The organism is Uniformispora flossi, from assembly GCF_049534875.1.
Taxonomy (GTDB): Bacteria; Actinomycetota; Actinomycetes; order Streptomycetales; family Streptomycetaceae; genus Yinghuangia; species Yinghuangia aomiensis.
Genome location: NZ_JBMULZ010000013.1, coordinates 1 through 26,365, shown reverse-complemented (window position 1 = coordinate 26,365; position 26,365 = coordinate 1). Strand labels below are relative to the sequence as shown.

Annotated in this window: 20 protein-coding genes and 1 pseudogene; 9 read left to right on the top strand and 12 right to left on the bottom strand. The window is 71.1% G+C overall.

All coding sequences use genetic code 11. The features are described from left to right. The first annotated feature begins 34 nt into the window (after window positions 1-34). Window positions 35-313 (top strand): hypothetical protein, encoded by a 279-nt coding sequence (locus tag ACPA54_RS25605; protein ID WP_423533513.1) that lies wholly within the window; start codon window positions 35-37, stop codon window positions 311-313. After that, on the top strand, window positions 297-542 hold the full coding sequence (locus ACPA54_RS25600; RefSeq protein WP_423533512.1) for a nuclear transport factor 2 family protein: 246 nt from the start codon (window positions 297-299) through the stop codon (window positions 540-542). The genes ACPA54_RS25605 and ACPA54_RS25600 overlap by 17 nt, the downstream gene beginning before the upstream one ends. 65 nt (window positions 543-607) lie before the next feature. Here the strand turns inward: ACPA54_RS25600 and ACPA54_RS25595 are convergent, their stop codons facing one another. Next, on the bottom strand, window positions 608-940 hold the full coding sequence (locus ACPA54_RS25595; RefSeq protein WP_345675658.1) for a CU044_2847 family protein: 333 nt from the start codon (window positions 938-940) through the stop codon (window positions 608-610). Window positions 941-1,161: 221 nt separating this feature from the next. On the opposite strand from ACPA54_RS25595, the gene ACPA54_RS25590 reads away from it, so the two are divergent. Both ACPA54_RS25590 and ACPA54_RS25585 read left to right on the top strand, forming a co-directional pair. Continuing rightward, window positions 1,162-1,359 carry a hypothetical protein gene (locus ACPA54_RS25590; protein WP_345675659.1) on the top strand — a complete coding sequence of 66 codons (198 nt, stop codon included), beginning with the start codon at window positions 1,162-1,164 and terminating at the stop codon, window positions 1,357-1,359. A 9-nt stretch (window positions 1,360-1,368) separates the two neighbouring features. Further along, entirely contained in the window at window positions 1,369-3,294 is a 1,926-nt protein-coding gene (locus ACPA54_RS25585) for an aKG-HExxH-type peptide beta-hydroxylase (protein WP_423533509.1), read from the top strand. 57 nt (window positions 3,295-3,351) lie between these two features. Here ACPA54_RS25585 and fxsT read toward each other — a convergent pair whose 3' ends face one another. The 6 genes from fxsT to ACPA54_RS25555 form a co-directional block, all read right to left on the bottom strand. Continuing rightward, window positions 3,352-7,767, bottom strand: a complete 4,416-nt coding sequence (gene fxsT / locus ACPA54_RS25580) for an FxSxx-COOH system tetratricopeptide repeat protein (protein ID WP_423533507.1) — start codon at window positions 7,765-7,767, stop codon at window positions 3,352-3,354. A 77-nt stretch (window positions 7,768-7,844) separates the two neighbouring features. Further along, window positions 7,845-8,978, bottom strand: coding sequence for an AAA family ATPase (locus ACPA54_RS25575; protein WP_423533505.1), 1,134 nt, complete (start codon window positions 8,976-8,978; stop codon window positions 7,845-7,847). A gap of 100 nt (window positions 8,979-9,078) precedes the next feature. Continuing rightward, complete coding sequence (locus tag ACPA54_RS25570; RefSeq protein ID WP_423533503.1) at window positions 9,079-10,569, bottom strand: VMAP-C domain-containing protein; 1,491 nt, start codon at window positions 10,567-10,569, stop codon at window positions 9,079-9,081. Continuing rightward, a complete protein-coding gene (locus ACPA54_RS25565) occupies window positions 10,562-11,494 on the bottom strand; it encodes an effector-associated domain 2-containing protein (RefSeq protein ID WP_423533501.1) in 933 nt (310 codons plus the stop codon). The genes ACPA54_RS25570 and ACPA54_RS25565 overlap by 8 nt, the downstream gene beginning before the upstream one ends. Window positions 11,495-11,856: 362 nt before the next feature. Then, on the bottom strand, window positions 11,857-13,458 hold the full coding sequence (locus ACPA54_RS25560; protein WP_423533499.1) for a hypothetical protein: 1,602 nt from the start codon (window positions 13,456-13,458) through the stop codon (window positions 11,857-11,859). Window positions 13,459-14,502: 1,044 nt separating this feature from the next. Then, on the bottom strand, window positions 14,503-15,978 hold the full coding sequence (locus ACPA54_RS25555; protein ID WP_423533497.1) for a phosphotransferase: 1,476 nt from the start codon (window positions 15,976-15,978) through the stop codon (window positions 14,503-14,505). Between the two features lie 203 nt (window positions 15,979-16,181). Between ACPA54_RS25555 and casA the strand changes: the two genes are divergently transcribed. The 5 genes from casA to cas6e are packed head-to-tail and all read left to right on the top strand — an operon-like array spanning window position 16,182 to window position 21,257. Next, on the top strand, window positions 16,182-17,903 hold the full coding sequence (casA, locus tag ACPA54_RS25550) for a type I-E CRISPR-associated protein Cse1/CasA (RefSeq protein ID WP_423533495.1): 1,722 nt from the start codon (window positions 16,182-16,184) through the stop codon (window positions 17,901-17,903). Beyond that, window positions 17,896-18,489, top strand: coding sequence for a type I-E CRISPR-associated protein Cse2/CasB (casB, locus tag ACPA54_RS25545; protein ID WP_423533493.1), 594 nt, complete (start codon window positions 17,896-17,898; stop codon window positions 18,487-18,489). The genes casA and casB overlap by 8 nt, the downstream gene beginning before the upstream one ends. A gap of 41 nt (window positions 18,490-18,530) precedes the next feature. Further along, the gene (gene cas7e, locus ACPA54_RS25540) at window positions 18,531-19,679 is read left to right on the top strand and encodes a type I-E CRISPR-associated protein Cas7/Cse4/CasC (RefSeq protein ID WP_423533491.1); all 1,149 of its coding nucleotides are present in this window, start codon (window positions 18,531-18,533) and stop codon (window positions 19,677-19,679) included. Next, window positions 19,676-20,485, top strand: coding sequence for a type I-E CRISPR-associated protein Cas5/CasD (gene cas5e / locus ACPA54_RS25535; protein WP_423533489.1), 810 nt, complete (start codon window positions 19,676-19,678; stop codon window positions 20,483-20,485). The genes cas7e and cas5e overlap by 4 nt, the downstream gene beginning before the upstream one ends. 7 nt (window positions 20,486-20,492) lie before the next feature. Beyond that, window positions 20,493-21,257, top strand: coding sequence for a type I-E CRISPR-associated protein Cas6/Cse3/CasE (gene cas6e / locus ACPA54_RS25530; protein WP_423533488.1), 765 nt, complete (start codon window positions 20,493-20,495; stop codon window positions 21,255-21,257). 64 nt (window positions 21,258-21,321) lie between these two features. On the opposite strand, the gene ACPA54_RS25525 is transcribed toward cas6e, so the two are convergent. From ACPA54_RS25525 to ACPA54_RS25505, 5 genes and pseudogenes are all read right to left on the bottom strand, one after another. Further along, the gene (locus ACPA54_RS25525) at window positions 21,322-21,966 is read right to left on the bottom strand and encodes a hypothetical protein (protein WP_423533486.1); all 645 of its coding nucleotides are present in this window, start codon (window positions 21,964-21,966) and stop codon (window positions 21,322-21,324) included. Next, complete coding sequence (locus ACPA54_RS25520; protein WP_423533485.1) at window positions 21,963-23,045, bottom strand: C40 family peptidase; 1,083 nt, start codon at window positions 23,043-23,045, stop codon at window positions 21,963-21,965. The genes ACPA54_RS25525 and ACPA54_RS25520 overlap by 4 nt, the downstream gene beginning before the upstream one ends. A 447-nt stretch (window positions 23,046-23,492) precedes the next feature. Further along, window positions 23,493-24,521: a hypothetical protein gene (locus ACPA54_RS25515; protein WP_423533483.1), complete on the bottom strand. Its 1,029-nt coding sequence runs from the start codon at window positions 24,519-24,521 to the stop codon at window positions 23,493-23,495. Further along, window positions 24,518-25,918, bottom strand: coding sequence for an ATP/GTP-binding protein (locus tag ACPA54_RS25510; protein ID WP_423533481.1), 1,401 nt, complete (start codon window positions 25,916-25,918; stop codon window positions 24,518-24,520). Before ACPA54_RS25510 ends, ACPA54_RS25515 begins: the two co-directional genes overlap by 4 nt. Window positions 25,919-26,173: 255 nt before the next feature. Continuing rightward, window positions 26,174-26,365 (bottom strand): annotated as a pseudogene (locus tag ACPA54_RS25505) (SCO6880 family protein); the annotation flags it as partial.

Here is a 26,365-nt window from a genome sequence, read left to right as displayed (position 1 = left end):
GATTGCCGCCGTGCCGGACCGCCACGATGGCCTGATGACCGGAGAAAACCCGACACACCCGAGCCCGGCCGCAGCAGCGGGGACCGGCACACCCACGGGCGGGCACGCACGCGGCGACGCGTTGGCCGTGCTGGAGAAGTTCTATGCCGCCGAAGCGGACTACATCGCCGCCGGAGGCCCGGGCAAAGCGAGCTTCGACGAACTCGCGGCTTGCCTCGATCCCGACGTGGTGATGTACCACGCCCGGGTTGCCTTACGGGGGCACGTGGCGCGGGCCGCGCGGCATCGAGGAGTTCATGGCCGCGATGAGTGAGGCGTGGCAGTCGCTGGAGTTCGTGGAGCAGAAATTCGTGGTCGACGGAGACAGCGTCGCGGTGTTCAACCGGGGCCGCCTGCAGGCCCGCGCCACCGGTCGGATCCTCGACACCGCGGTCATCCAGCTGATCACCGTCGAACGCGGGCTCATCACCGAGATCCACCCGTTCTCCTGGGACACCATCGCCGTTGCCGAGGCGTTGGGGGTGAAGCAGGAGCGCCGGTGACGGGACAGCCGCCCGCGGTTCGTGATCTCTCGTGCGCGAGCCGAGGCGGCCCCGGAGGAGTGCCGTCACACAGTCGGGGACCCCGCGCGGCGCCACGTCAGCTGGACCTGGATGTGGCCCTGCACCCCGGTCCGCGCCAGCACCGCCCCGACCTCGGCGTCCAATTGGATGCCGAACTCCAGGGTGACCTCGTCCGGTTGCTGCGCGAGGGTGCTCATCTGCCGCAACGTCGCCGCCGCGGCGTTCCGCACCCCGTCGAGCGCGGCGTCGAACGATCCCGCCGCCCGCCGCACCACGTCCCCGGCGCTTGCCGCCGCGACCACCCCCGGACCGGCATGGTCCACCTGCGCGACGACACTCCCGCCGTCCTCCAGCTCGAAACGCAGCAACTCGGCCACGACAGCGCCCCCTTCACGTCCGACCACCGGAGGCCCACGCTAGCGAACCACCCCCGCCGTCCGCTGAACACGTCACGAAATGCCTTGAAATGACGGTGAGTTCAACCGTGGTGACAGTTATCTCCTTTTCGCTGGGCTTCCGGTTGGGCCACTATGGGAAGGAGCCTGTGCATTGGACGCAATGTCACCGACTTCGGCACACCGACAGGGGGCAACGGGACGTGACGACACCAACCATCGAAATCGAAACCGGACTGGTCGACCTCAGCAGTTGCGCGCTCGGCGACGTGATGGCCAACCAGGACCCGCCGTTCGTCGACGCGCTGTGGTCGCTGGTCCACGACCTGGGCCAAGGCGCCGCCTCCCAGGCCGCGGGCGGCGGTGGCGGCGTGACCCCCTGCGACGGCGACGACATCTAGAGCCGGCAGGTGCAGCAGCCGCCGGCCCCTCGACCGGGCCTGGCCCGGTACCGGATCCCGGCATCGGACATCGACGCGCTCGCGCGGGGGCGGGTCCCGCTGGGCACCGGCCGCCGTCTCTCCGACACCGAGCGCGGCAGGCGGATGCTGATGCTCCGGGCGGTCGCCGACACCGCGCGGGACGGCGCGGCGGACCTGCGTTCGCCGCTCCTGCCGATGCGGCACGCGCTCGGTGTCCTGGTCAGGGTCGAGCAGATCCGGCCGGACGTCGTCCGCGACATGCTGGAGCACCCCGGCACCGGCATCTGGGCGGTCCGGGTCCTGGACCGCCTCGCGGCCGAACGCGGACCAGGTCCCGCGGCGGGCGCCGCGCCGCCGCTGTGGGTGGAACTCGGCTACCTGCACAGCCTGGCCGCCACGGCCCTCCTCCGCTCCGGACTCGAAGGGACCATCCGGGTGCCGGTCCGCGACGGCGCCGTCGCGCTGCCCACCCTCGGCCGGGTCCGGCTGGCCGCCCCCGTCGTCGGTACCGAGGACGACCGGTACGGCTGGGCGACACTCCACCTCCCGCCGCCCGGCGGCGGCCCCACCGTGCTCACGGCCGCGGACCGGACCGTTGCCGTTCCCGCCGACCTGACCACGCGTCAGGAACCGTGGCTGCCCCTGCGGGTCATCCCGCTCGCCGCCGAAGGCAGACGCGTCCCGACCCGCCTCGTCCTGGAGGACTCCGACCCCTACCGGGACTTCCGCGCGGACGCCCGCACCCCGCCGAGCCGCTACCTCACCGACCACGAGGCCGGCCGCTGGCGGAAGCTCGTCTCCGAGGCGTTCGACATCCTCACCACACGGCACCCGCACACGGCGGCGCTGGTGACCGCGGCCCTGCGCGTCCTCGTCCCCCTCCCCGAGGCGCCCCGCTTCCGGATCGCCAGCGCGTCCCACAACGAGGCGTTCGGCAGCGCGGTCATCGCCCTGCCGCCCGATGCCCGGGATCTGGCGGTGACCATGGTGCACGAGGCCCGCCACTCGATCCTGAACGGGCTGCTGCACCAACTCCCGCTGCTCGCCGACACCGCCGCAGCCGAACCGCGCCACTACGCGCAATGGCGCACCGACCCGCGCCCGCTCTCGGGCCTCCTGCACGGCGCCTACGCCTTCGCCGGCGTGGCCGAATTCTGGCGCACGGAACGCCACGCCGTCAGCGGCCCGCAGGCCGACCTGGCGCACTTCGAGTTCGCCGTGTGGAGCCGCGGCGTGCTGGCCGCCCTGGACACCCTGTGCCTGTCTCCCGGCCTGACCCCTCTGGGACGGCAGTTCGTCACCGGCTTGGCCGACGAGTCGCGCCCGTGGGCCGACGAGGCCGTATCGGCCCGCGCGCACGCCTGGGCCCTCGACGAGACCGCCGACCTGAAAGCGGTGTGGCGGGCCCGGCACCTGCGTCCGCCGCGCGGTGCCGTGGACGGCTGGGCCGACTGCTGGCTGCGCGGCGCCGACCCCAAGACGGCGCCCGCCATCAGTTCCCGCCTGCGCCCCGACCCGAACGCCGGATTACCCGACGCCCGGGGCGAGTTCCGCAGGATCCTGCTGGCCGACCCGGGACTGCTGCCGGCCCGCGTCCGGGAGACCGCCGCGTCCCGGCGTCCGCCCGCCATGACCGCCGCCGACATCCACCTGCTGCACGGCGACCCCGCACGGGCCGCCCAGGGATACGTCCGGGTGCTCGCCGCCGCGCCCGGCCTGCCGTCCGCGTGGGTGGGACTGGGGCTGGCCGCGGAACACCTCGGCGAACCGTCCGCCGCGCGCGCCCTGCTCCGGCACCCCGAGGCGGTTCGCGCCCTGCACGGCAACCTCGCCGAGACCACCCGGCGCGCCCCGGACCCGCTCGCCCTCGCCGACTGGGTCGGGCGCGTCCCCGAGGCGGCCGGAGACGACTGACGCGGGCGGCGCCCACGGCACCGCCCGCATCCGCCACACCCGCCCGCGGCGGCGCCGCTACAGCGGCATCGGGTCGATGTCGCAGTTCGCCGGGACACGCTCGCCGGCCGCGATCGTGCCCGGGTGGTCCTCGCCGAGGATCCGGATGTAGCGCTCCATCGTGTCCGCGTGCAGGGCTTCCGCTTCGGCGTCCTGGCCCAGGTGCGGAAGGCCGAGGCTCAGGTTGTTCGCCACGGCCAGCGTCGCCGGGTGGTCCGAGCCCAACTGGCGCTTGCACGTGGCGAGCGTCTTGGTGGCGAGATCGACCGAGGCCTGGACGTTCCCGAGGGCCAGCAGGTCCGCGATGAGGTTGCTCGCGCAGGCCAGCACGCTCGGGTGCTCCTCGCCCAGCTTGGCGCCCAGTTCGCCGGTCAGCCGCACATTGAGGTCGCGCGCCTCTTCGACGCGCCCCATCAGCCGGAGGCACACCGCGTGGTTGACCAGCGCGCTCAGCGCGTGCGGATGGCCTCCGCCGAAGAGCCGCTCGTAACCGATGCAGGCCTGCTCGCTCAGCTCCAGCGCGTGCGAGAGGTCACCGTTGTGCCGGACGTCGATCGAGTGCGCCAGCAGCGCGCTCAGCGTGTCCGGGTAGTTCTCGCCGTAGCGGTTCCGGAACTCGGTGAGCGCGCTCGCGGACAGCTGCAGGGCTTCCTCGTGCCTGCCCTGCCGCCGTTCCGTCACCGACAGGCTGCGGAGGCTGGCGATGGTGTTCGGGTTCTTCGGGCCGAAGATGTACGCGCAGCGGCTGGACACTTCCTGCTGGGTGTCGCGCGCCAACTGGTAATTGCCGGTCTCCATCTGGTCGATGGCCAGCGCCGCCAGAGTGTTCAGCGTGTACAGGTCGTTCTCGCCCAGCTCTTCGAGCTTCCGGCGGTGGGTGTCCTCGTCCAGCTCCAGCGCGGCCTGGGCCGATCCGGTCAGGCGCAGGTTCAGGGCGACGCGGTGCGCGACGACGAGCGAGGCGAGGTCGTTGGGGCCGAACTTGCGCAGGCTGACCTCGTACACCTGCCGGTCCAGATCCGCGGCGGCCGCGAAGTCGCCGCGCATCCGCAGGTCCCACGCGAGCATGCTGGTGAGCTCCAGCGTCATCTCGTGCTCGTCGCCGAGCGCGGCCACCATCGCGTCCCGGTTGCGCAGGTCGAGGTCGTACGCCTCGTCGTAGCGGCCGAGGATGCGCAGGGCGTTGGCGTACTGCTGGGCGACCGTCATCACGTCGCCGTGGTCGTCCCCGTCGTCCCGCCGCCACTGCTCGTAGGCGCGCCGGGCCAGGTCGCGGGAGCCGTCGTGGTCGCCCCACGAATACATGTACTGGATCTCGTTGCGGACCAGCTGGCGGACCCAAGGCTCGTGGGACTCCACGGCGTTGCTGCTGAGAACGTGCGGCAGCAGCTCGCCGTAGCGGGGCCACTGGCCCGGGTCGGTGGGCGCGTTCGGGTCGCCGTTGGCGAGCAGCGCGTGCGCCCCGCGCCGCATCTGGTCCTGGAGGCTCTGCGGCATCTGGTTGATGAGGACCCGTTGGACCAGGCGGTGGAGCTGGAGGGTGTTGGTGCTGTGGTTGATGCGGGCGAGCGCGTAGCGGTTGATCTCGCGGATCGCCCGGCTCAGCCGGATCGGGTCGCCGAGCGCGGCCGCAAGTTCGGGCGGCACCGGCGCGTCGCGGACCCCGGTGAGCAGCCGCCGCGAGATGGGCTCCGGCGCGAAGAACGCGCAGACCTGCAGGAGTTGCAGCGCGGCGGGGTGGTTCTGTTGGAGGCGTTCCAGCGACACGTTCCACGCCGCGGCCACCGACAGCGGGTAGTCGGCGGGTGGGGCGCTCACCATGAGGTCCGCGGCCTGCTGTTCGAACAACCGGAGGTACTCCTCGGCCGGCATGCCCGTCTCGGCCAGCCACACAGCGGCCTGTTCGATGCCCAGCGGGAGGTCGCCGAGGGTCTCCGCCAGTCGGTCTGCGGTGGCGTCGTCGAGGTTGGGCGCGCGGAGCTGGAGGAGCTGGCGGCTTTCGTCGCGGGCGAACACGTCCACTTCGAGGGGGCGGGCCGCGGTGCTCCACTGGGCGTTGCGAGAGGTCACGAGAATTCGTCCTGGGCCGTTGGTCGGGAAGAACTCCCGCACTGCGTCAAGGTCTTCCGCATTGTCGAAGATGAGGAGCCAGTTTTTGTACGGCTCGCCTATCCGCAAGGCCTCTATGACGGCCGGGACCGCGGCGTTCGCCTCACCGCTGCCGACCTCCAAGTGGAGCCTCCGGGCCAGTTCGACGAGGACCTGCCGGATCTGCTGCGGCTGCTCGGCGGAGATCCACCACACGACCTGGTACTCGTGCATGTGCTTGTAGACGTATTCGACCGCCAGCTGCGACTTGCCGACCCCGCCCATGCCTTGGAGCGCCTCGGGAAGGACCGCGGTGGTCCCTTCCTGCAAGCGGGCGTGCAATTGCTCCAACAAGAGCCCGCGCCCGGTGAACGCGCGGTTCCGCGGAGGCACGTTGCCCCAGACCGGCGGCGGCTTGAGCGCCATTTCGGTGGACCTGGCGGCCATCGGCTGCACGCCACTCACGGACACGTTCCCTCCAACTGATTCTGTCGTTTCCTCCGCGAGGATCGACGGGGGGTCCCCAGGTGAGACGGGGACGTCAGCCGATTCCTCAGGGTAGCCACTGTTCGTGTCGATCGTGCGACCATCAGTGACCGCGGCCGCCCCTGGCGCGGGGTGGTTCACTCGGGTAGGCGAAGGGGCGGCGGCGAAGGCGCCCGCGGCCATGCGCTCCCGCAGCAGGCCGACCATGGCGCTGTGCTGCCCGTCCAGCGCGGTCAGCGCGGGCAGCGCCGGGGTGAGCCAGGCTTCCACGGCGTCGAGCGCGGGCAGGCGCGCGGCCGTGCCGGGACGCACCACCACGTCGCTCAATCGGCGGAGCGTCTGGCCGGCGCTGCCGGGCACGCAGTCGGCGAACTGGTCGAAGGCCAGGCGCAGCGCGAGCACGGTCTCGCGCCGGGTGCCGTCGGCGAGCAGGTGCTGCCTGACGCCGGCCGGGAACTCCAGGTCGACGCGGGCGGCGGCGGGCAGCGAGGCGTCCGCGGGGGCGGCGTGCAGGAGTCCGCTGAGCAGCAGTTCCGCCAAGTGCCAGGGCCGGGCCTCGGGGAGCAGGCGCTGCTGGAGGAGTTGCAGCACGGTCAGGTTGAGCGGTATGGCCGCACCCAGACGTGCCAAGTGATAGGCCAAAGGGCTCAACTGTGCCTGGAGGCGGCGGACGTCGTCGGGCGCCTTCGGCGCGTCGGCGGCTGCCTCGGGGATCCGGATCGCGGGGGCTGCCGGGGGGAGCAGGACGGCCTTGGCGGCGTATCCGGCGGTGTCGTCGCGGCGCACGAACCGGGCCCACCCGGACAGCGCCTCGGGGGTGAGTTCGAGGACGGGCACGGGCGTGTGGTGCGGGTCGGGGAGGCCCGGTGCGTCCGCGTCCGGGTCCCGCGCGAGGAGGCCGAACGGGTCGTCGCGGCACGACCAGTGCCGGTTCGCCGCGGCCGGTGCCGGGCTGTGCAGCAGGGTGCGTTGCGGCACCACGGGCATACGGGACCACAGGTACTCGGGCAGCAGATTGACGACGGCCACCGGTACGTCGTCCGCCCAGCGGGCGAGCTGCCGCAGCGCGGCCCCGTCGCGCCAGTGGCCGGCGTGCATGTCGCTGAGCACCATCACCATGTGCCGGGCCCCGTCGTGCGGCGCCCCGCCGGGGGCCGGGCCGCCGGGCGCCGTGGCGCCCGCCGCGCCCGGGACCGCCGCCGCGGGCCACGCGCGGACGACGACGTCGCGGAACGCCCCGGAGCCGGACAGCGCGGCGGCGAGCCGTTCCGCGGTGCGGGACCACAGGGCGCGGGCCTCGCCGGTGTCCACGACGAGGGACATCGTCAGCCACCGTTCCCGCGCGGGCCGGAACCGGGGCATCCACATGCCCTGCTCGGCGCGGGACTCGGCGGTGGCGGCCTCGTCCAGGACGACGTCGACCCGGGAGTCGAGCCTGCGGCGCAACGGACGGAAGGCCTGTTCGATCTGGCGGGAACGGTCGAGCGCGCTCGCCGCGCCGCGTCCGGGCGCCGCCTCGGCCGGCAGTGCCCGGGGAGGTCCTTCGCGGGGAGCCGACCCGTAGACGGCCCCGATCTCGGGTGCGGGGGAGTCGGGTGGCCCGTGCGGACGGTTCCCGGGCGCGGGCGGGACGTCTTCGGGGTCGGGGCCGGGCGGATCGGACGGCGCGGCCGCCGGATCCGGGGGGTCGGGAGCGGGGAGGGGGACGTCGGGTTCCGTCGCTGTCGCCGTCGGCGCGTGGGGTGGCTCGTCGGCAGCCTGGTCGCCCACGGGCTCGCGGGCCTCCCGCAGCGCGCGCATGCGGAGTTCCCGCTGCGCGGCAAGCCACAGCACTTCGCCCGCCTCGTGCACGTGGAGCACGGCACGTGTGTCCCCACGCGAGGCGATACCCGGGTCAGTACCGTCACTCGCCCTACCGCGGTGGGAGGGCGGCAACGTCATGCAGAACCAACTCCGTCCAGCCTCTGCCACAACGCGTGCAGTAATCGGTTCCAGGAGTCGGTGTCGAGGCCCGAGGTGGAGAGGCGCAGGTATTCGGCGTTCATGAGCTGGTCGGTCGGCAGCGGCCCGGAGGACTGCGCGCGGATCACGAAATCACGGATCATGCGCGTGCGTTCGTCGTCGTCTCCGGCGGTGGCGAACTGTGCCGCGAGGATCGCCGCCAGCTCGTCCTCGGCGGGCGGCTCCATGGTCAGCGTCAGGCAGCGGCGCAGGAACGCCGGGGGCATGGTGCGTTCGCCGTTGCTGGTGATGACGACGAACGGGAAGGCCCGGCACCGGATCCGGCCGTTCCGGACGGTGTACGCCCCGTCCGGATCGTCGGTGTGCACGGCGGCCTCCGGCATCCGGGAGCGCACGCGGGACAGCTCCGGGATCGCGAACTCGCCTTCCTCGAAAGCCCCGAGGAGGTCGTTGGCAAGGTCGGTGTCGGCTTTGTCGAACTCGTCGATGAGGAGGACGCGCGGGATCTCGCGGGGGACGAGGGCCGTGCCGAGCGGGCCGAGCTGGATGAAGTCGCCGATGCCGACCGCGTCTTCCGCCGCGCCAGGGGCTCCTTCCGCGGCGGCGGCGCGGGCCTGCGCGTCCCGGGCGGTGGCTTCCTGGATCCGTCCGACGGCGTCGTACTCGTAGAGGCCCTGGCGGAGGGTCGAGCGGCTGGTGATGGTCCAGCGCAGGACCCTGCCGAGGCCGAGTTCCCGGCTCACCCGGTGGGCCAGGCTGGACTTGCCGATGCCGGGAGGTCCGGTGACGATCAGCGGGCGGCGCAGGAACAGCGCGGCGTTGACCATGTCGGCTTCGCGGGGTGAGCCGAACGCCGCCGTGACGGCGGGATTGCCGAGGCGTCGGCGTATTTCCGCGTCGTCGTCGGGAGGCGGTCCCGCCACGACGGGTCCTCCGTCGAAGTCCCGCCAGGGCGGGGGTGGTGGCAGCCGGTCGGAAAGTGTTTCGCCGTCCGGGAGTTCGCCGTTCCCCCGGTAGATCCACCAGGCGCCGCCGGTGGAGTCGGCCGCCGACGTGAACGCGTCGGCGGAACCGCGCGCTCCGTTCGGGACGCCCCCGTTCACTGCCACCCCCCGGAGCATCGTGCCGATCGGCCGTCGTGCCGATCGACGACCTTGGTCTTTCTTCAGCGGTGCGGTGCCCGCGGGCCTTCCGCACGCCTGGCCGTGGTCAAGCGATCCGTTCCGGAACCTCGGGCAACCTGGTCGGGTCGTCCCACAGCACGGCGAAGCCGGGCCGGGCACAGCCCCCGCGCGTATCGTCCCCCGTTCGGGATGCGGAGCGCAAGCGGGCCATCTGGCAAGAGAGTTCGCCGAGATAGTCGCCGAGCTCATCCGGATCATTCTCGATCATCGACGTATCGGAATCGGTCGCGTCGGAACGGAAGGGCCAGGCCACCAGGGGTACGCCGGCCACCAGCGCGGCGCTCAGCTCCTGCGCCCCGTGCGGGTCGTCAGGCGGGGCGCTGAGGCCCAGAACCGCGATCGCCGGGTCTCCCGCCAGCCGCGCGTACAAACCGTCGTGGCGGGCGCCCTCACCGCGCCGGCAGCGGTGCATGCGCGCGCCCCCGTGAGCCTCCGGAGCCTCCCAACGCATGCGCCAGGCGCGGTGCCAATGCAGGGTGTCGATGCGTTCGAGGCTCCGCACATAGACGGTGTAGTCGTAGTGGAGAGGCGGGCCGCCGAACTCCGTGTCCATGATCTTCCTGCCCGCGAGAACGCCGTGCCGGGACCAGAGGTGGACCGGTTCGTGGATCATCGACAGCGGCAGGATGAACTCGACCACGAGGTTGCCGCGATGAGTGTGAAGGTGCGCCTCCTCGCGGTCGAGGACGGTGGCCACGTATGCGCGTACCTGGTCCGCGTCGAGCGAACGGTCGTCGCGCCGCCGAGGCTCCCAGCCCGTCCCGTAGTTCGTCCAGTACGTGACGTCGATCCGGTTGCCCGACGAGGACGGCGACAACCGGATCAGCAGGTACGCGGGCGACTTTGCCTCCTGCCGCCATCCGCTGACGCCGCGCAGCAGGTCGTCGAGCACGGCCTGCGCCGCCTGCGGCTCGGGGGCCGATGCCCGCACTTGGCGGCTTATCCACGTCCGCAGCGCGTCACCGCGGTCGGAGGGGACCACCGCGGCGAGGTCGGTGAGAAAGCGCAGGCTCCGGGCGATCCCGTCGGCGGGAAGGTTGATCCGGGCGAGATGCTCGTAGGCCTCGGCGGCCGTGCCGACGACGCCCGGGAGCACCGCGAAGGCGTCACCCGCCGCGTGGCGGTGGATCGCCTCCAGCCGCGGGACGCTCGACTTGTCCAACCCGTCGAGCAGCACGAAGAGTTCGTCCGTGGCCGGGGTACTGTGCGCGGCCTCGATCGGATCCACGAGACTCGCGGCATACTCCGCGTGATGGTCCTTGCCGGACACGATCCAGACGGCGTGGGTCAAGGCCCGCCAACCGTCCGGGACGTCGCCGAAGGCCTGCACGATGTGGAAGAGATGAAGGTGAGGGTTGCCGGAGTCCCTGACCCTGATGTGCTTCCCCAGGATCTCCTGCGCGTAGCTCACGCACGCCCGTCGACCGTCGGCGTCGTCGAGGATGTCGACCCTGCCCAAAGCGTCGACCAGTTGTTCGGTGACGCTCGGGGGCCGACCCGCAAGAAACCTATCCATCGTCGTCCACACGGGTCGGCCACGCTCGTCGCGCGTGCGCGGTGAAATCGGCTGCGGCGGCGGTGTCCCCCTCGACCTGCCGCACGGCGTCCACCAAGGCCCGGGGCCCGTGGGCGAAGGCGTCGCACCGCGCGACGATCTGGAAGAACCCGAGCCTCGGGCTACGGGACCGGGGCACCGTCGCGGCGATGTCGGACGGCAGGACGGACAGCAGATCGGCGCCCCCGTCGACCCGGAACGACTCGACGGCCAGCAGCAGATCGACCAACGGCCAGATCGCCGCCGGGGGCAGCGGCGCGGGGGGCGGGCCGGACCTCGGCCGCGGTGCGCTCTGCGGGGGGAGCGCGAACGCGGTCCCGTCCAGGGTGTCGAGCGGGATCATCCACGAGACGCGGGCCGCGGTTCCCTCGAACACCTCGGCGAGGACGCCCGTGACGAGCCCGCGCGCTTGGTCCCACACCCCCGCGCCGCTGAACCCCCGCTCGACCGCGGCGCCCACCGCGTCCAGGCCGTCGACCTGCCGCCAGTCCGGGTACGAACCACCAGCGGCCACGACGCGGCCGCGCGACCACAGCCCGCCCGGGACCGACCGGGGGTGCCCGAACACGAGGACGGGCGTACCGTCGCCGTCGGCACCGGCGGAGCCGTCGCCGCAGCGCCCGAGCGCGGGCGGCACCGCGCCGGGCGGCGGCGGTCCGGCGAGGCGCAGCACGGCGAGGTCGCCGGCCGGGGCCTTCCGCAGCCATCCGCCGGGGGCGACGTGCGCGAGGATCCGGGGCGTGCCGCCCACCGGCGCCGGCCCGCCCGGCACGCCGGGGAAATCCACGGGGACGGCCCCGTCCGGAGGGTCCGATTCCGGCCGCAGACCGAACGCCGCCTCGACCACGTGGGCGCACGTCAGGACGGCGCCGTCGGGCAGCAGCACACCCGCTCCCGCGATCTCCGCGCCCCCGTGCGACCACACCCGAACGCGCCACGGTGCGGCGCCTGGCGATGCGGAGCCCCCGAACTCGCGCAACCCCACATGTCCCCCTTGCTCTCGCGGCGGGACCATCAGGGTAAGCCGAACGACTGCTCGACGGCACGGGTTCGTTGCCCGGGATTCGCCGTGGCCCCGAGGCGGCAGGCGGCCGCGCCGTCCCGCCGTCGATGCCCCGCCCGCCGCCCGGCGGCCCTGCTTCGCAGGGCGGCGATATCCGGCGCGGTGCCGCCTCCGAACCCCCCGCACGCCGCACCGATAGGCCGCTCCGACCGGGGCCCTCGAACGAACGGCCACGGCACCGCTTGTCACGTGCCGAGCCGCGTGCCCCCGGCCAACTCCACGGCGGTCGAAGGCTGCCGGGGCGGGCCCTGCGGAATCACAGCCACGCCCACCCACGGATTCGCCGCCTCTGCGCGCGCCGGGTGCCGCACGGTGCGAGTCGTCGAACGCGGGACCGCGTTCACCTTCCCCAGGCCCTTGGTCGCCGCAGACGCCATCGGGGCCACCGTGGGTACGTGCTTCGGCGCGGGCAGGTGCGGCACGTCGCTCCGCGGGGCGGGCACGCCCAGTTCTTCGTTCCGGCGCGCCGCCGCGTTTCCCGCCGCGCGTCGGCCGGGCTCCTTCCGGTCGTCCTTGGCGATCGGTGTCGGATGCGCCGCCGACGTGCCCGGCAGGCGAGTTGCGGGGGCATCGACGACCGTGCGCACGGTGCGCGTCCGACCGTCCCTTCCCTGGTAAGGGACTTCGTAGTGGGGAAGCGGAGAGGCTCCGCGATCGGTGTGCTGCTCCGCGTGTTGGTCACGGGCGGCCGGACGGTCCGCCGTCGCGTGATCCGACGGCGAGGGCAGCAGCTCGGGGCGGACCTCGGGCCTGACCTCGGGCCTGACCTCGGGCCTGACCTCGGGCTTGGGGGCCACCGGCGGCGAAGACCGACGTATGGCCACGCTGCCGGCCCACGACGTTGCCACGCCCTGCGCACGCCGCGAAGGCATGACCATCGGCGGGATCCAATCCCGACCCGACCTGTCCAGGCCTTTCGCGGATGCGGTCGCCTCATGACGCACCGTCTCGGACCGCGCCGGGACGAGCAGGGCGCCGTGCGAACCGGCCGACGATGGGGCGCCGGGCGCCCTCGTCACCGTGCGCCGGCCGACGGCGTCCATAGCGAACTTGCTCGGCCCGCCCGTGTCGCCGCCGAGTCCCTTGGCAAGTGCGTCGCCGGCGAGTCGGACGGGACGCGGAAGCTGAAGACCGCCGATCACGAACACCGGGACCTTGCCGTAGTCCATGCCCCGAAAGTCGCGCAATACCGTGAAGCGCGGACGCCCGGGGCGCGCCTCGGCGTTATGCCGCGTGATCATCCTGCGCCTTGCCGGGCGGCTCGCCCGTTCGGCGGCCGTGACGCGGTCCTCCCGCGCCTGGGCTGCCGCAGCGTCGTTCGCGGCCCGCAACTCGGCCGGGGTCATGTTGCGACGTGCCGCCTCGGCGTCGAAAGCGGCCATGTACTGCCGCATGCGCTCATCGAAGCGGGCGGCGAGCGCCGTCGCGCCACCGGTGTCCTGGCTGTCCTGCGAGCGTGCAACCTGCCGCTTCCGCCACTGGTCCAGATCGCTGCGGACCGCCTTGTCGCGCCGCGCGACCTCCCTCCGCCGCGCCCGCGGACTTGCGGCGAACTGGCCCTCGCGACTTGCGGACGGCTGCGTGCGGGCGACGCGCGGAGCGTTGTCGGGCTGCATCAGTTCCGTCGCCACGTGCTTCGCGTGTCCGGCTCCCTGGCCGACCGCACCGGTCACTGCCCGATATGTGGCGCCGATGCCCCGCACCATGGTGATCAGAGCCGCGGTCGCGGCGTCCTGCGCGGCTTGCCTCGCGCCGTCGTGCGCGGGCCCGGAACTGTCTGCGGCCATGGTTCACCCGTCTTCGCTCAAGATCCGCCTCAGCCTACGTGCGCGGGCGGCTCCCAGACGGGGGGAACGTCCCTCATCTTGCCGTCTGAACCCCCTCAAGTCCTCCGCAACGAGGGGGACGTCCAGGAAGCGGCGCAGCTGCTTGGCGAACGCCTCGGTCGTCAGCGAGGCACGGCGATGACGTACAGCGAAACACCGCACGAGGAGAGACCCGGCGTCGGCAGACCCGCCCCGACCCGCGGGCGGACCCCGCTGATCGCGGTGGCCGCCCTGCTCGGCTTCACGTCGTCGGCAGTGTCGTTCAGGCTGTCGCCGCTGCTCCTCGTACTCCAGGGAGAGTCCCATCTGACCGTCGGCGACGTCGCCTGGGTGCTCACGCTGCTGCTGATCGGCGGTGGGGTCAGCACCATGCTGCTGCGCGGCTGGGGTGGCGGCGGGGTGAGGGCGGATTACCCCGTCGACTCATCCCCGCGTGTGCGGGGACCACGACTGCTTCGAGCAGCACGTTTTCGGCAAGGGCGGCTCATCCCCGCATGCGCGGGGACCACGGCGGGGATCCACCGCTCCTCGGTGACGTCCGCGGCCCACCCCCGCTTCCGCGGGGTCCAGTCGCTCGGTACGCGAACTCCGCTGCCTGCCCTCCGACATCGCTCCGAGGCCAAGCAGCTGTCCCCAGCCTAACGCGGGGGGCGAACCCTCTTGGCAACCCTCGGCCTCGCCACGGCCACCTGGTCGGCTGCGCCGGCCCGGCGGTGCAGACACTGCCAACGCCGGGTCCGCCCGTGAACACCCGGCTTCCGGGGCGCCGCGCGGGGATTCGCGAGTCCCGGAACCCCGCACGCGCAGGGCCGACGAAGAGTTCAGCGCTCAGGTCGGCGATGCGTCCGAGCAATCCCCGCACGTACCGGGTCGGCATGTGCTCTCGGGCGAAGTCACCACGCCTGCGGGGCCATCCGCCTTCTCGATCCGACTCTAGCCCCGGATTGGGCAGAGCCGCATTTGACGCGGGAGGAGTCGAGCGGTCGCGCCTGGGGCGGGCATGACTCAGAAGCCACCGCCCAGTTCGGGGTCCACGTCGGCACGTGGGCTCCGGGATCGCTCACCGTCGGGCCGGCCACCCGTCACGCCGGGCCCGTGTTTGGGAGCCCGCGCCGGGGTCGCGCGCGACGCGTCTATGGGAGGCGTCGACGCGATCCAGGCGGGGGTGGGTGTGTCACCGCGAGAGGGGCGAGCGGTCGTCGCCGGTCCTGGACTCCAGGACGGCCGCGTCAGGTCCGGAGCCGCGTTCCTCGCCGATGCGAGGTCCGAACCCGCGATCATGGCCGGGTTGCGTGGGACTGTCGCGGCGAGTCGGTCGCGCACCCAGTCGGGCGTGACCTCAAGGTCGCGGCCGTAGGTGAGGGCGGGTGCCACCACTTTGTGGATGCGGGCGGTCCCGTCGTCGAGTGCCCGGTCGAGGCCCGCGCGGTCGTGCTCGGCCGCCCCCCGGACCTCGGCGATGACGCTGGGGACCACGACCGCCGCCTGGGTAGCGCCCACGACGGCCATCCCGGTCGGCAGATCCCGTTCCACTCCCGCGGTGTGGGCCGGCCCGAGCCGCTCGGCCCAGCCGGCGGTGAGGTCGACGACCTCTTGCATCGTGCAGTCGAGTTTGACGGCGGCCACCGCAACGTCGAGCACCGGATCGGCGATGGTGACGAACTGGAGGTCCAGCAGGCAGACGTCGCTGTGCGCCGACCCCAGCCGTGGAGCCACCCGCAGCAGCAGGTTGTCGTAGTCCAGGTCGTTGTGCACGACACCGGGCGCCCGTGGGGTGAACCCGGCGGTCTCGGCAGTCAGAGCTTCGTAGAGCGCGTCGTCGATGCCGAACGTCGCGGCCTCGTGCAACTGCTCCTCGCTGTACCGGTCGGCGCGCACCCGTCGGGCGCGGGCGATCATCTCGGTGCCGGAGTCGATCCGTGGGTGGCGGCGTGCTTCGGGCGGAATGTCGATCGTGGCGAACGCCGCCAGGGCGTCGGGCAGGCCGCGCAGCAGCAGCTGACGCATGAGCGCACTACCGGGGGAGTCGTCGTTGGCTGCGTGGACACCGAACTCGAAGCTGGTCACCATCAGCCGCTCGCCGTCGTTGTGGAGCAAACGCGGTGTCAGCCGCGGCCGTTGGGCGTTCGCGATACGCAGCGCGTCCGGTGTCGTGAGGACCGGTTCCGGCATCAGGGTCGGGCGCGTGGTGCGGTAGTTGTCGGAAGTCCGTTGGCCGACCACGAATCCCTGCGTGGTCATCGCCACCACCCCGGTGCTGAACGCGCCGCGCACGGGCGGCCGTCCCGGCAACGGGAAGTTACTCAGTCCCTCGTTCGCATAGGCGTCGCCGACGAACCCGGCGACCGCGTCCGACGTGCCCACACCCGGGGGAAAGGTTCCCGCGCCGCCGTGGGTCGGCATTCCCAGGCGGTGCCGGACGAGGTCGATGTCGAGCGGCGACAGAACCGACGGCCCGTCAGCCGCGAACCGATCGCTCACTGCACCAGCTCCGCTTGCGGCTTCGACATGTCCATTCTGGAAATCTGTCTACTGCATCGTGCCGCGTGGCCTCGGCTTTGCCCATGGGACGGCGCTTTTCTCCGCGCGTTTTGCCGCTTTCCCCAGACCCCGGTAAATCTACGGATCCCCGTCCGAGGCGAGGTACTTAACATCGGGAAACTGGCAATCGATTGGATCAGTGCATGCCCGTCTTCAATCTGGTCGACGATCCGTGGCTGCATGGAGAGTCGGCGGTACCGTCGTCCACCGTGGCGGCCGGCCTCGACGGACGCGGGTACAGCCTTCGGGAGTTGCTGCTCGCCTCCCATCGTCTCGCCGGTGTGACGGTCGAAATCCCGACGATGTTTCCGGCGTTGCTGCGGCAGGTTGTGCTGCCGGTAGTCGTGGACGCGCTGGGACATCCGAAGACCACGGCGGACTGGCTCGGCCGTTTTCGGCAAGGTGAGTTCACCCCGGCCGAGCGTGAGCGACTCGACAGCTACCTCGACGAATGGCGCGCCCGCTTCGACCTCTTCGATCCGATCGCACCATTCGGGCAGGCCGGGGGACTTCACACGGCCAAAGGCGAGACAAAGGGGGCGGCGCTTCTCGTCGCCACCGCGGCGACCGGGAACAACGTGCCGCTGTTCTCATCTCGCACCGAGGGCGACACCTTTGCCCTGACCCCGGGGGAGGCGGCGAGGTGGTTGTTGCACACGCAGTGCTGGGATACCGCCGGCATCAAAACCGGGGCCGTGCACGATTCCCAAGCCAAGTCCGGCAAGACAACCGGGAATCCGACGGGTCCTCTGGGGCAGTTGGGTGTCGTCGTGCCCATGGGCCGAACCCTGTACGAGACCGTCTGGCTGAACATCCCGATCCGTCCGGACGGAAGAGCCGACCGGGATGTGCCCCACTGGCGGCGTGCGCCCCAAGGCGCCGAGTGGAAGGTCAGGTCCGCCGACGGAGTCCTGGACCTGTGGACATGGCAGTCGCGCCGGATCCGGTTGTTCCCCGAAGACACCACCGAGGGGATACGGGTGACTCGGGTCATCGTGGCCGCCGGTGACCGGCTGCGCGAGTTGCCGGAAGGGGAACCGCACACCGCCTGGACACTTCCCGCCACCGGCCGGGCCAACGCGGCCTCGGCGCCGATGGCGCGTCGGCCGCGGCGTCACCAGCCGGGGAAGGCCACATGGCGGGGACTCGATGCGCTGCTCGCCGCCCGACGTCCGGAAGCGCCTGCCACCGCTCACAAGGACGGATTCGCGACCAGCCTACTGGTGGCCCAGATGCGCAGTGTTCTCAGCAGTCTCCCACCGGACTACCCCCTCCGCATCGACCTGACAGGGGTGTTCTACGGCAACCAGTCCGCCGTGGTCGACGACATCTTCCACGATGCAACACCCTTGCCACTGCAGGCGCTTTCCCCGGATTCGTCGACCCGCGCCGCGATCCTCGACGCCGTCGAGAAGGCGGAACAGCTTGCCCGCGCGGTCAACATCCTGTCGGCGGACCTGCGGCGCGCTGCGGGCAGCGAGCCGATTCCTTGGGACCGGGGGCAGCGGCCGGGTGAACTGGTCCTGCACGGGCTCGACCCCTTGATGCGGCGCATGCTCACCGGCTTGCGCGCTGTCGACGAGGACGAAGCCTTGATCCAACGCGGTTGCCTGGCGTGGGAGCAGCTTGCGTGGCGCTGCACCTGGCAGATCGCCGACCGCGTGATCTCGACGGCGTTGCCGAGCGCGTTCGGCGGGCGGACCGTCCAGCAGAACGGAAGAGACGTTGCCTTCCATCTCGGCTCCGCCGTCACCGACTTCCGCCGCCGCATGCGGGAGATCCTCCACCGGGCGGCCGAGGCCCGCGCCGCGGCGCAAGCATCGAACCCCGTGCCCGCTTCGACCGAGGAATCCGTGCATGCCTGACACCCCGGGAAAGCCCCTGCGCTACTGGAACCGCTTCACGGCACCGGACGGCACCTGGCGCAAGAACCCCGTCACCGGACTGGCCGGACCTCCGCCCGGTGCGGACCTGGCCGCCCTGCGCAGGGGATTGTCCGTGCCTCCGGGCACGTCTCTGCCTGTCTGGCGGCTGTGCTCGGCTCCTGTCGACGACCGGTTGGCGCGCCGGGAGCAGGTGACCCCTGAGCAACGAGCCGAGCACGCGGCGCTGGCGCTGTACGGACTGCACCAGCAGTCACAGCGCACTCCCATGCACAAGCGCGGCGTCTCCGCCGGCGCGGCGCTCCGAACCATGCGCGGCACTGGTGCATACAGCGGGGACGCGGTCGACCGTCGGGTGAACGCCGCCGTGACCGCCACCAGTACGCGGGTGTTCTTGGCGCGGCTGCGCGGTCTGGTGACGCAACTCCGCGGACAAGGTCTGCCGTTGGACTACGACCTGCTGCTCCGTGACCTGATGGCTTACGAACGACCGGCAGGCCGAGCCGCGGTGCGCGAGCGCTGGGCCGTGGCCTACTACAGCCGACGGTCACGGACGACGCCCGGATGAACACGACGTCTCCCTCTCCCCACGCATCTCGGAGCCCTGCCATGAGTGAAGCGCGCCGCGCCTACGTGGATGTCCACATCCTTCAGACGGTGCCGCCCGCAAACCTGAACCGCGACGACCAGGGCAACCCCAAGGAGGCATACTTCGGCGGAGTCCGCCGTGCACGGGTGTCCTCACAGGCCTGGAAGCGCGCCACGCGGATGGAGTTGGCGTCCCGACTCCCCGAGTTGGAACAGGGCACACGGACCAAGCGGATCGTCGCGGAACTGGCCGGCAGACTGCGCCGCACCGGAGTGGACGACGAACAAGCGCAACGCCTTGCGTCGTTCCTGCTGGTGCCGTTGGGGATCAAGGCGGGGAAGAAGGCAGGGGAGACCGCGTACCTGCTGTTCTACGGGCACCGTCAACTTGAGGACATCGTCGATCTTGTCGCCGGCGATGCGGTCGAACTGGCCGGGTTGGACGACGAGGCGTTGACCGCGCACGTCAAGGAACTACCGGTCGTGGACAAGCTCGGCGTCGGCCACCCGGTGGAGGTGGCGCTGTTCGGCCGTATGGTCGCGGCGATCGCGTCTCTCCATGTGGATGCTTCCGTACAGGTTGCGCATGCGCTGTCCACGCACCCGGTCGACTTGGAGTTCGACTACTACACCGCCGTCGACGACCAGAACCCGGTGGGGGAGACCGGCGCGGCGATGATCGGGGACGTCGGCTTCAACTCGGCGACGCTGTACCGGTACGCCACAGTCGGCCTCCACCAGTTGCACCGCAATCTCGCCGACCCCGGAGCCGCGCTCACGGCCGCGATCGCCTTCGTCGAAGGCTTTGCCCGTACCGTCCCCGGCGGCTATCAGAACGCGTTTGCGCACCGCACCCTCCCGAGCACGGTGGTGGTGATGGTACGGACCGATCAGCCGGTCAACCTGGTCTCCGCGTTCGAGGAACCCGTCACGGCCACCGACGGGATCGCGGCTGCCTCTGCCGTGCGGTTGGCCGAAGAGTACGCGCGCGTGACCGAGACTTGGGGCGGTGCTCCCAGGCATCTGGCCGTGTGCCATACCTTCGATGAGAAATCACCGGCGGCCGGCCGGCTCCGCGAACTCCTCGGTCCGCAGGTGCCGTTTCCACAACTGACCCGTGGCCTCGCACGGCCGCTGGCGGACGCGATGGGATGGGGTCCCGGCGCATGACCGCCGCCGAAGACCCCCGCGGGCAGGCCGTGCTGGTGCTGCGGCTGGCCGCGCCGCTTCAGTCATGGGGATACGCCAGCGCGTTCAACCGCCGCGAGACCCGCCCCGAACCGACGAAGTCCGGGATCGTCGGTTTGCTCGCGGCTGCGCAGGGACGGGCCAGGGAAGACGACATCTCCGACCTGGCAGCCCTGCGACTCGGCGTACGAGTCGACCAGCCCGGCACGTTGCTGCGCGACTTCCACACGGTGTCCGACTACCGGGGCCGCCCGCTCCTCCAGTCGGGGGTGACCGCGAAAGGCGTTCAGAAGCCGACCTCCCCGGCCAAGTACACGCACGTCACCCAGCGGTACTACCTCCAGGACGCGGTCTTCCTGGCAGCGGTCGGCGGCCCCGGGCCGCTGATCGAAGCATTGGACGACGCGGTACGCAGCCCGGCGTTCCCGCTTGCGCTCGGCCGCAGGTCCTGCGTGCCGACCCAACCCATCCGTCTGGGGCAACGGCGCGGCGGAGTGGAAGCGGCGTTGCGTGACGAACCGTGGCAGGTTTCCGAGCACGCCCGGAACGCGCACTGCCGCCGTGCCGGTGGCCGCCCTGCCCGCGTCGATCTGAACGCGACCGTGGACGACGACTCCGGAGACGACGTCCTCGGCGACGTACCCCGCTCCTTCGACCCACTCCGCCGGGGATTCACCCGCCGCCGTATCCGGCACGTGCGGCTGTCCGTCCCCACGGGTATTCGGAATCCCGACAGCCCGGACCCATTGCCGTCCGGGCACGACCCGTTTGCGCTCCTGGGATGGTGACCACGGCATGACTCGTCTTTCCCGGATACGCATCAATCCCCTGCGCGCCGCGAGCCGCAAGATCCTTGCGAACCCGCGCGCCATGCGCGGACTGGTCATGGGCGGGATCCCCGGCAATCCGCTGGACGAGCGCGTCCTGTGGCGGCTCGACCACGACAACCCGAGACGGCCGCAGCTCTACGTCCTCAGCACATCGAAGCCGGACTGGACGCATGCCGTCGAGTCCGTCGGCTGGCCCGACGCCGACGGCGACCACGCACTGGTCACCGACTACACCCCGCTCCTGGCGCGCCTCGCAGTCGGACGCCGGTTCGCCTTCCGGCTGACCGCAAACCCGGTCCAGAACACCTATGCCCCGCAGAAGCCCTCCGCCCGTCAGCAGCTCAGCCTCGACGTCGGCCGACCGGAACGGGCATTCCGCATCGGGCACCGCACCGCCGCGGCCCAACTCCGGTGGTTCCTCGAGCGCACCGAGCGATGGGGCTTCACCGTCCCGCCGGTCCGCGCCGATCCCATGGCGTCGGGACCACAAGAGCCCTCCCCGGAGGGGCACGAGACTGTGCCGCGGGAGGTCCGCTTCGTGTCCCGGCAGCGGATGAGCTTCCGCAAGGGGCCCGGCAAACCCGTGGTTCTGCATACCGCCACCTTCGAAGGGGCCCTTGAGATCACCGACGCCGCAACGTTCACGACCTGCCTGACCGAAGGCATGGGGCCGGCCAAGGCATACGGTTGCGGACTGCTCACCCTCGCCCCGCTGCCCCCCTCCGGCTAGGAAGCGCGCACGGCGCGGCCGCCTCCGAACAGGTCGGCCGCAGGTGCGCCGCGATTGCAGATTCTCATCCCTCTCGTAGGTCCACGATGCGCCACGCTTCGTCGCCGCCATCCCGCCGAAGGGACACGAAGACCACCGTTGTCTGCGTGTCGCCGCGCCAGCCATCGCGCCCTACCGGGGCAACGGTGACGGTCCAGGTGCGGAAGGCTTCGAGGGTATTGTCCTGCGGCTGCCCCAGGTCGGCGGACTGCTCCGCTTCGGTCACCGTCGTATAGGCGCGATGCGAAGCCATCACGCCCCAGTCCCCGCCTTGGACCGGGCGCGGCCGTTCCTCGTCGAGCCGGGCGAAATAGGCGCGGTCCAGGAGGGGGGCGGTCCGCAGGAGGGCATCGTAATCCGATGTGTCGACGTCGGTGTCGACGAGGCACATCGTCAGCGCGGCGGCCTTGGAGACGGCGTCGGCGTCCCCACCGTCCACCTGCACGTCGGCCGGGACGCCGCCCGCGGGCGGACCCGCTGCCCGGGTGCGGGCCGGTGTCGCGGGAGGGCTGCGCCGCACCACCGGAGGACCGCCGCCTGCTGTCGTGGCCGGGTTCACCGCGGCGGGTGCGGCGTCGTCGCCCGACGAACCGGTGGTGCTGCACGCGCCGGTCAGGAGCAGCGCACCCGCCACGAGTGCGGCCGCACGGCCGGTCCGTGTCCTGCTCACGAGTACCGCACGATGGTGAAGGTCTCGCTGCCGTACTGGCTGAGGAGGGTGCTGTTCCGCACCTTGAGTCCAGTGTGCGGCGCTTCGACGATGCCGTAGTCGTCCTTGCCGCGGTTGTCCTTGGTGCGCCCGGTGAAGATCACGACGTGGTGCACTCCTGCCGCTTTCGTCGCCATGTAGATCGCGTCACCCGGCACCATCGAGTCCAGATTCGGGACGAGCCTGGCTTGGGACGACAAGTTGTTCACCGCGATGACCTGTGTGCCCGTGGTGCGCGGGATCGGCGCGTTCGGTTTGATCTTGAACGTGGTCCGCGCCTGGTAAACCGCGTACTGCACAAGGGCGGAGCAATCGAACCCGCCGCTGGTCGGACCGGTGATGGACCCACCACCCCAGACGTACGGCTTGCCGAGCTGGGTGCGGGCTTGGCGCACGATTTCCAGGCCGAACGACGCCGCGCGGGCGTCGACCGCGGGACCGCTGACGTCGAGTGTGTACGTGTCCCGTTTCGCGAGCACGTTGTCGACGTACTTCTTCACCCCGGGGATGTTGTCGACGCCTCCGGCCTTTTTAACGTTGGGGACCCCGGTGTTGTAGGCGCCGATCGTGTTCCGCAGCAGGTCGCCGGGGACGTTGTTCGCCTTCACCTCGTCGCGCAGCGTGCACAGGTACTTGGCGGTCGCGGCGATGGCATCGTACGGGTTCTTGATGTCGGTCTTGCCATCGCCGTTGCCGTCGACCTTCGCCGCCTGTTGGCCTCCGCTGCCGTTCCACGTAGCCGGCATGAACTGGGCCACGCCCTGGGCGCCCGCGGAGCTGTCCGGGGTGTTGACGTTGCCTCCCGATTCCACCCACACGATGCCGGCCAGCACGGGTTCGCTGACAACGCCCTCGCACGGGTAGAGCCGCACGGCGTTATTGATCGCCGACAGCACATTGGTGTCCGGGATTTCCTCTGCGGCCGTATGGTTCAAGCCGAAGTAGTCAAGGCCTATATCGAGCACGTCGGCGGCGTTCAGCCGCCACGCCGCACACCCCGTGACGACCGTCGTGCCCAACGCCAGCGTGAGGGCAGCCATGGTGGCGTGCGCCGTTGGCCGTCGTCCTCGTCGCGGATATAGTTCCGTCTTCACAGTCCTATTCCCTCCGTCCGCGCCGTCTTCGACTCCGCTTCCCGGGGGTCGGTCTCATGTCCGGCTTGGGCGCCCGGTACGCCCATGTGGCTCTGGAGGCCGTGTGCAACGGCCAGACGCACCGCAAGCGCGGAATTGGCAGAGGAGGCGTTGTCTCGGCTCTGCCGGGAATGACGGGCAACTTCCTTCTGTAAATCCCGAACCGATCTCGCGCCTTGCGCTGCCGCCTTCGTGGGCGTGAGATGCCCCGCGGCAGCCTTGAAGAGCATCCTTCGTTTCCCCTGCGCGGCCGTCTGCAGCCCGTCCAATGCCGCATCGACCATCGCAAATATGTCCTCGGACATCCTCGTCCCTCGTTACGCAGTTCCTGTAGCTCTTGGTCACGAGCGACGTTTACAGCACGAACCACCCGGCGATCGACGTCGCCGAGCCGGCCAGCACGGCCGCGAAGACCACCCATCCCAGACGGTTGAATTGCAGGAGCCCCGGCTCGCCCGTGTACCACGACCTCGCCATTCCGACGCCGACACCCACCACGCCGATCCATACCGCGCAGGACGCGGCAAGCAGGGCCCAGCCCAGGAAATCGTTAAGCTGGGCGCTCACTTGCTCCGAGGTCGGCGCGGCCTTGGCGTTCTCGGTCGCCAGGGTCTCGCAATCCTTCTTGGTGGCGCCGGAGAGGAACTCGCATCCTCCGTCGTCGGCCGATTCGGCGGCCGTCTGCTGTTTGAAATCCGGGTGATCTTTGAGGCAGCCGGTCCGCATATCGGCAACGAGTGTGGGATTGCTGCCGTTCTGGAACTGGCCGGTGCCGATCAGCAGGCACGGGTTCTGGTTGACCGAAGTGCGGCATACGTTGAGGTGCCGGTCGGACCGTTGGTCCGAATCGTAGATTCCGTTGCAGGGGTTCTCTTTGACATCCGCTGTGATCGACTGCCCGAGCCCGTTGCTTGCCTCGTGCTTCTGCAGGAATTCGAGCATGTGCTTCTTGATGCACTCGGTCAGCGAGCCGCTCTCCCCGGCCAAGGGCCCGATCATGTCATGGGTCGCCTGGGAGAAGAACGCCATAACGGTGTTGTCGTAGAGATGGTCGCAAGGCAGGCCGCCGTTCTTGTATTCACCGCGGTGGCCCATCACGGTGGACGAGCCGTGGTAATTCTTGGTGACGCCCTTCTCTTCCTTGTCGACGCAGTAGAAGGTGAAAAGGAATCCCCAGATGTCTTCGGGGATGTACAAGCATGCTTTGCGCTCCGGCCCCTTCATGTGGTCTTGGTCGTCCGCGGCAGCGACGGTTGCCGACCCCACTTGGGCGGCGAAGCCCAGAAGGCAGGCGGCCAGCACCGTGATCACGGCGCGGGTGACGGGTCCGCGGCGGCGCGGCGCCGACGTGCCGCGCCCGGTCCGCTGCCGGAGGCGCGTCATCGGGCCCACCTGCGATTGGTGTCGTTGATGTCGCGTTCGGCTTCGGTGAGTTCGACGCGGACGGGGATGCCGGGTCGGCCGCCGACTTTGACCATGAACTTGCCGAGTCCGGGGGGCGGTGATTTGCGTCCGCTGCCGGTGTCCCAGGCGGGCGGGGTGGACCAGTCGGTGATCATCCGCTGCTCGGCGCCGGTCATGTTGACGACCTGGGTCAGTTCCGGCATCTCCGCGGCGGGCAGTCCGCCGCAGATGACCATGCCGGCGCGTTCGACGAACCCCTTGGCCTTCATGCGGTCTTCTTCGTAGGCGAGGGCCATGAGGTCGGACATGGTGTGGGTGATCATCGCCATGCCGACGCCGCGCTGGCGGTTGAGGCGGGTGAGGGCGTCGACGCGGTCGACGAGGCCGCGTCCGGCGCGCAGGACGCGCCACAGTTCGTCGAGGATCACGAAGTAGTGGCGCTGCGGCTCGAGTCCGGCGTCGGCGAGGGCCTGGGCGACGGAGACCGCGCCGAATCCGTAGCTCCAGCAGGCCAGCAGTGCCGCGGCCTGGAGGTTCATCTCGGAGTCGTCGATGCTGGAGACGTCGAAGCAGACGGGCCGGTCGCGGTGCATGGGTTCGGAGGTGGGGCGGGCGAACATGTCGCCGAGGCGGCCTTCGCCGAGGAGGCCGACGAGGGAGGCTTCGAGGTCTTCGACGGTGTCGCGGTATTTGGCGATGTCGCCGCGGTCCAGGACCGCGGCGCGGACCGGGTCGGGTGCGTCGCGGATCACGGCGAGGAGGTCGGCCATCACGGGGATGCCGGGGTGGCGTTCGTCGAGCACCTTCAGGGCGACGTTGAGGACGGTTTCCTCGCGGTCGGTGATCGGTGTGCCGCGGACGATGGTGAGGAGCGATCCGACGGCGTTGATGCGGCGGCCGTGGGCGTCGGCGATCAGCGCTCGGCGGGCGTCGCCGGTGAGCCGTTTGGCGGCTTCGGTGACTTCGCCGGGGTCGAGGACGTTGAGGAAGCCGCGGCCGCGGCCGAGGGTGATGACCTGGCCGCCGAGGGCGCGCACCAGGTCGACGTAGTCGGGTTTGAGGTCGCCGAACACGAGCGGGTTCACGCCGTATCCGGCCAGGCCGAGGGCTTGGCGGCGCACCACGGTCGACTTGCCGAGGCCGGGTTTGCCGAGGACGAACTCGCTCGGGTTGAGGATGAGGTTGGCGCGCTGGAACCAGCTGATGGGGTCGCAGCACAGTGCGGCGCCGCTGGTCATCGACCGGCCAAGCGGCACACCGACGACCGGTGTGCCGGAGCCTGCCCCGAACGGCCACAGGCCGCACACCTGGACGGTGGTGCCGCGCCACTCCGTCGGCGCCTCGATATGCGAAGCACGACCTCGGCCCCAGCCCATGAGGCCACGGGGGCCCGGACGATCCGCAGCTGCTCGACCCCCCTTGGGCGGGGACGGCGACCGCACTCCGCCGCCCGGCGGTGTGCTGTCAGAGGTGCCGTCGGCCGTTGGCTTGTTCCCGAACATCGCGCGTCCTCTCGTGTGTGCCGTGCCGATGGCCGTGCCACCTCGGTACCGACGGCCGGGTTTGCCGGCGCGATCGGCGGGGCGCCTGCCGCCAACCGCCCCAGCCGGTCCGTGCCGTCGTGGTCCGCTCTACATCGAGTTGCGGACGGTTTGCGGCACCCGCAGGTGGTCGCCGAGGTTCACGCCCAACGGCAGTGCCGCGGCGAAGGCCGCGGACTGGGAGCCGTACATGCGCCGCAGCCGGACCCGCGCCGTGGCGGCGAGGTTGTCCACGGCGGCGCCGGCCAGCGGCACCGCCGCCTCGTCCAGCACCGTCGCCGT

Bases quoted from the DNA above. Each gene is read 5' to 3' on its own strand.
- casA (WP_423533495.1), top strand. From the start codon at position 16,182: ATGCCCGTCTTCAATCTGGTCGACGATCCGTGGCTGCATGGAGAGTCG.
- ACPA54_RS25570 (WP_423533503.1), bottom strand. From the start codon at position 10,569: ATGGATAGGTTTCTTGCGGGTCGGCCCCCGAGCGTCACCGAACAACTG.
- cas5e (WP_423533489.1), top strand. From the start codon at position 19,676: ATGACCGCCGCCGAAGACCCCCGCGGGCAGGCCGTGCTGGTGCTGCGG.
- ACPA54_RS25560 (WP_423533499.1), bottom strand. From the start codon at position 13,458: ATGGCCGCAGACAGTTCCGGGCCCGCGCACGACGGCGCGAGGCAAGCC.
- ACPA54_RS25600 (WP_423533512.1), top strand. From the start codon at position 297: ATGGCCGCGATGAGTGAGGCGTGGCAGTCGCTGGAGTTCGTGGAGCAG.
- ACPA54_RS25520 (WP_423533485.1), bottom strand. From the start codon at position 23,045: ATGGCTGCCCTCACGCTGGCGTTGGGCACGACGGTCGTCACGGGGTGT.
- ACPA54_RS25605 (WP_423533513.1), top strand. From the start codon at position 35: ATGACCGGAGAAAACCCGACACACCCGAGCCCGGCCGCAGCAGCGGGG.
- cas7e (WP_423533491.1), top strand. From the start codon at position 18,531: ATGAGTGAAGCGCGCCGCGCCTACGTGGATGTCCACATCCTTCAGACG.
- ACPA54_RS25515 (WP_423533483.1), bottom strand. From the start codon at position 24,521: ATGACGCGCCTCCGGCAGCGGACCGGGCGCGGCACGTCGGCGCCGCGC.
- casB (WP_423533493.1), top strand. From the start codon at position 17,896: ATGCCTGACACCCCGGGAAAGCCCCTGCGCTACTGGAACCGCTTCACG.
- ACPA54_RS25510 (WP_423533481.1), bottom strand. From the start codon at position 25,918: ATGGGCTGGGGCCGAGGTCGTGCTTCGCATATCGAGGCGCCGACGGAG.
- cas6e (WP_423533488.1), top strand. From the start codon at position 20,493: ATGACTCGTCTTTCCCGGATACGCATCAATCCCCTGCGCGCCGCGAGC.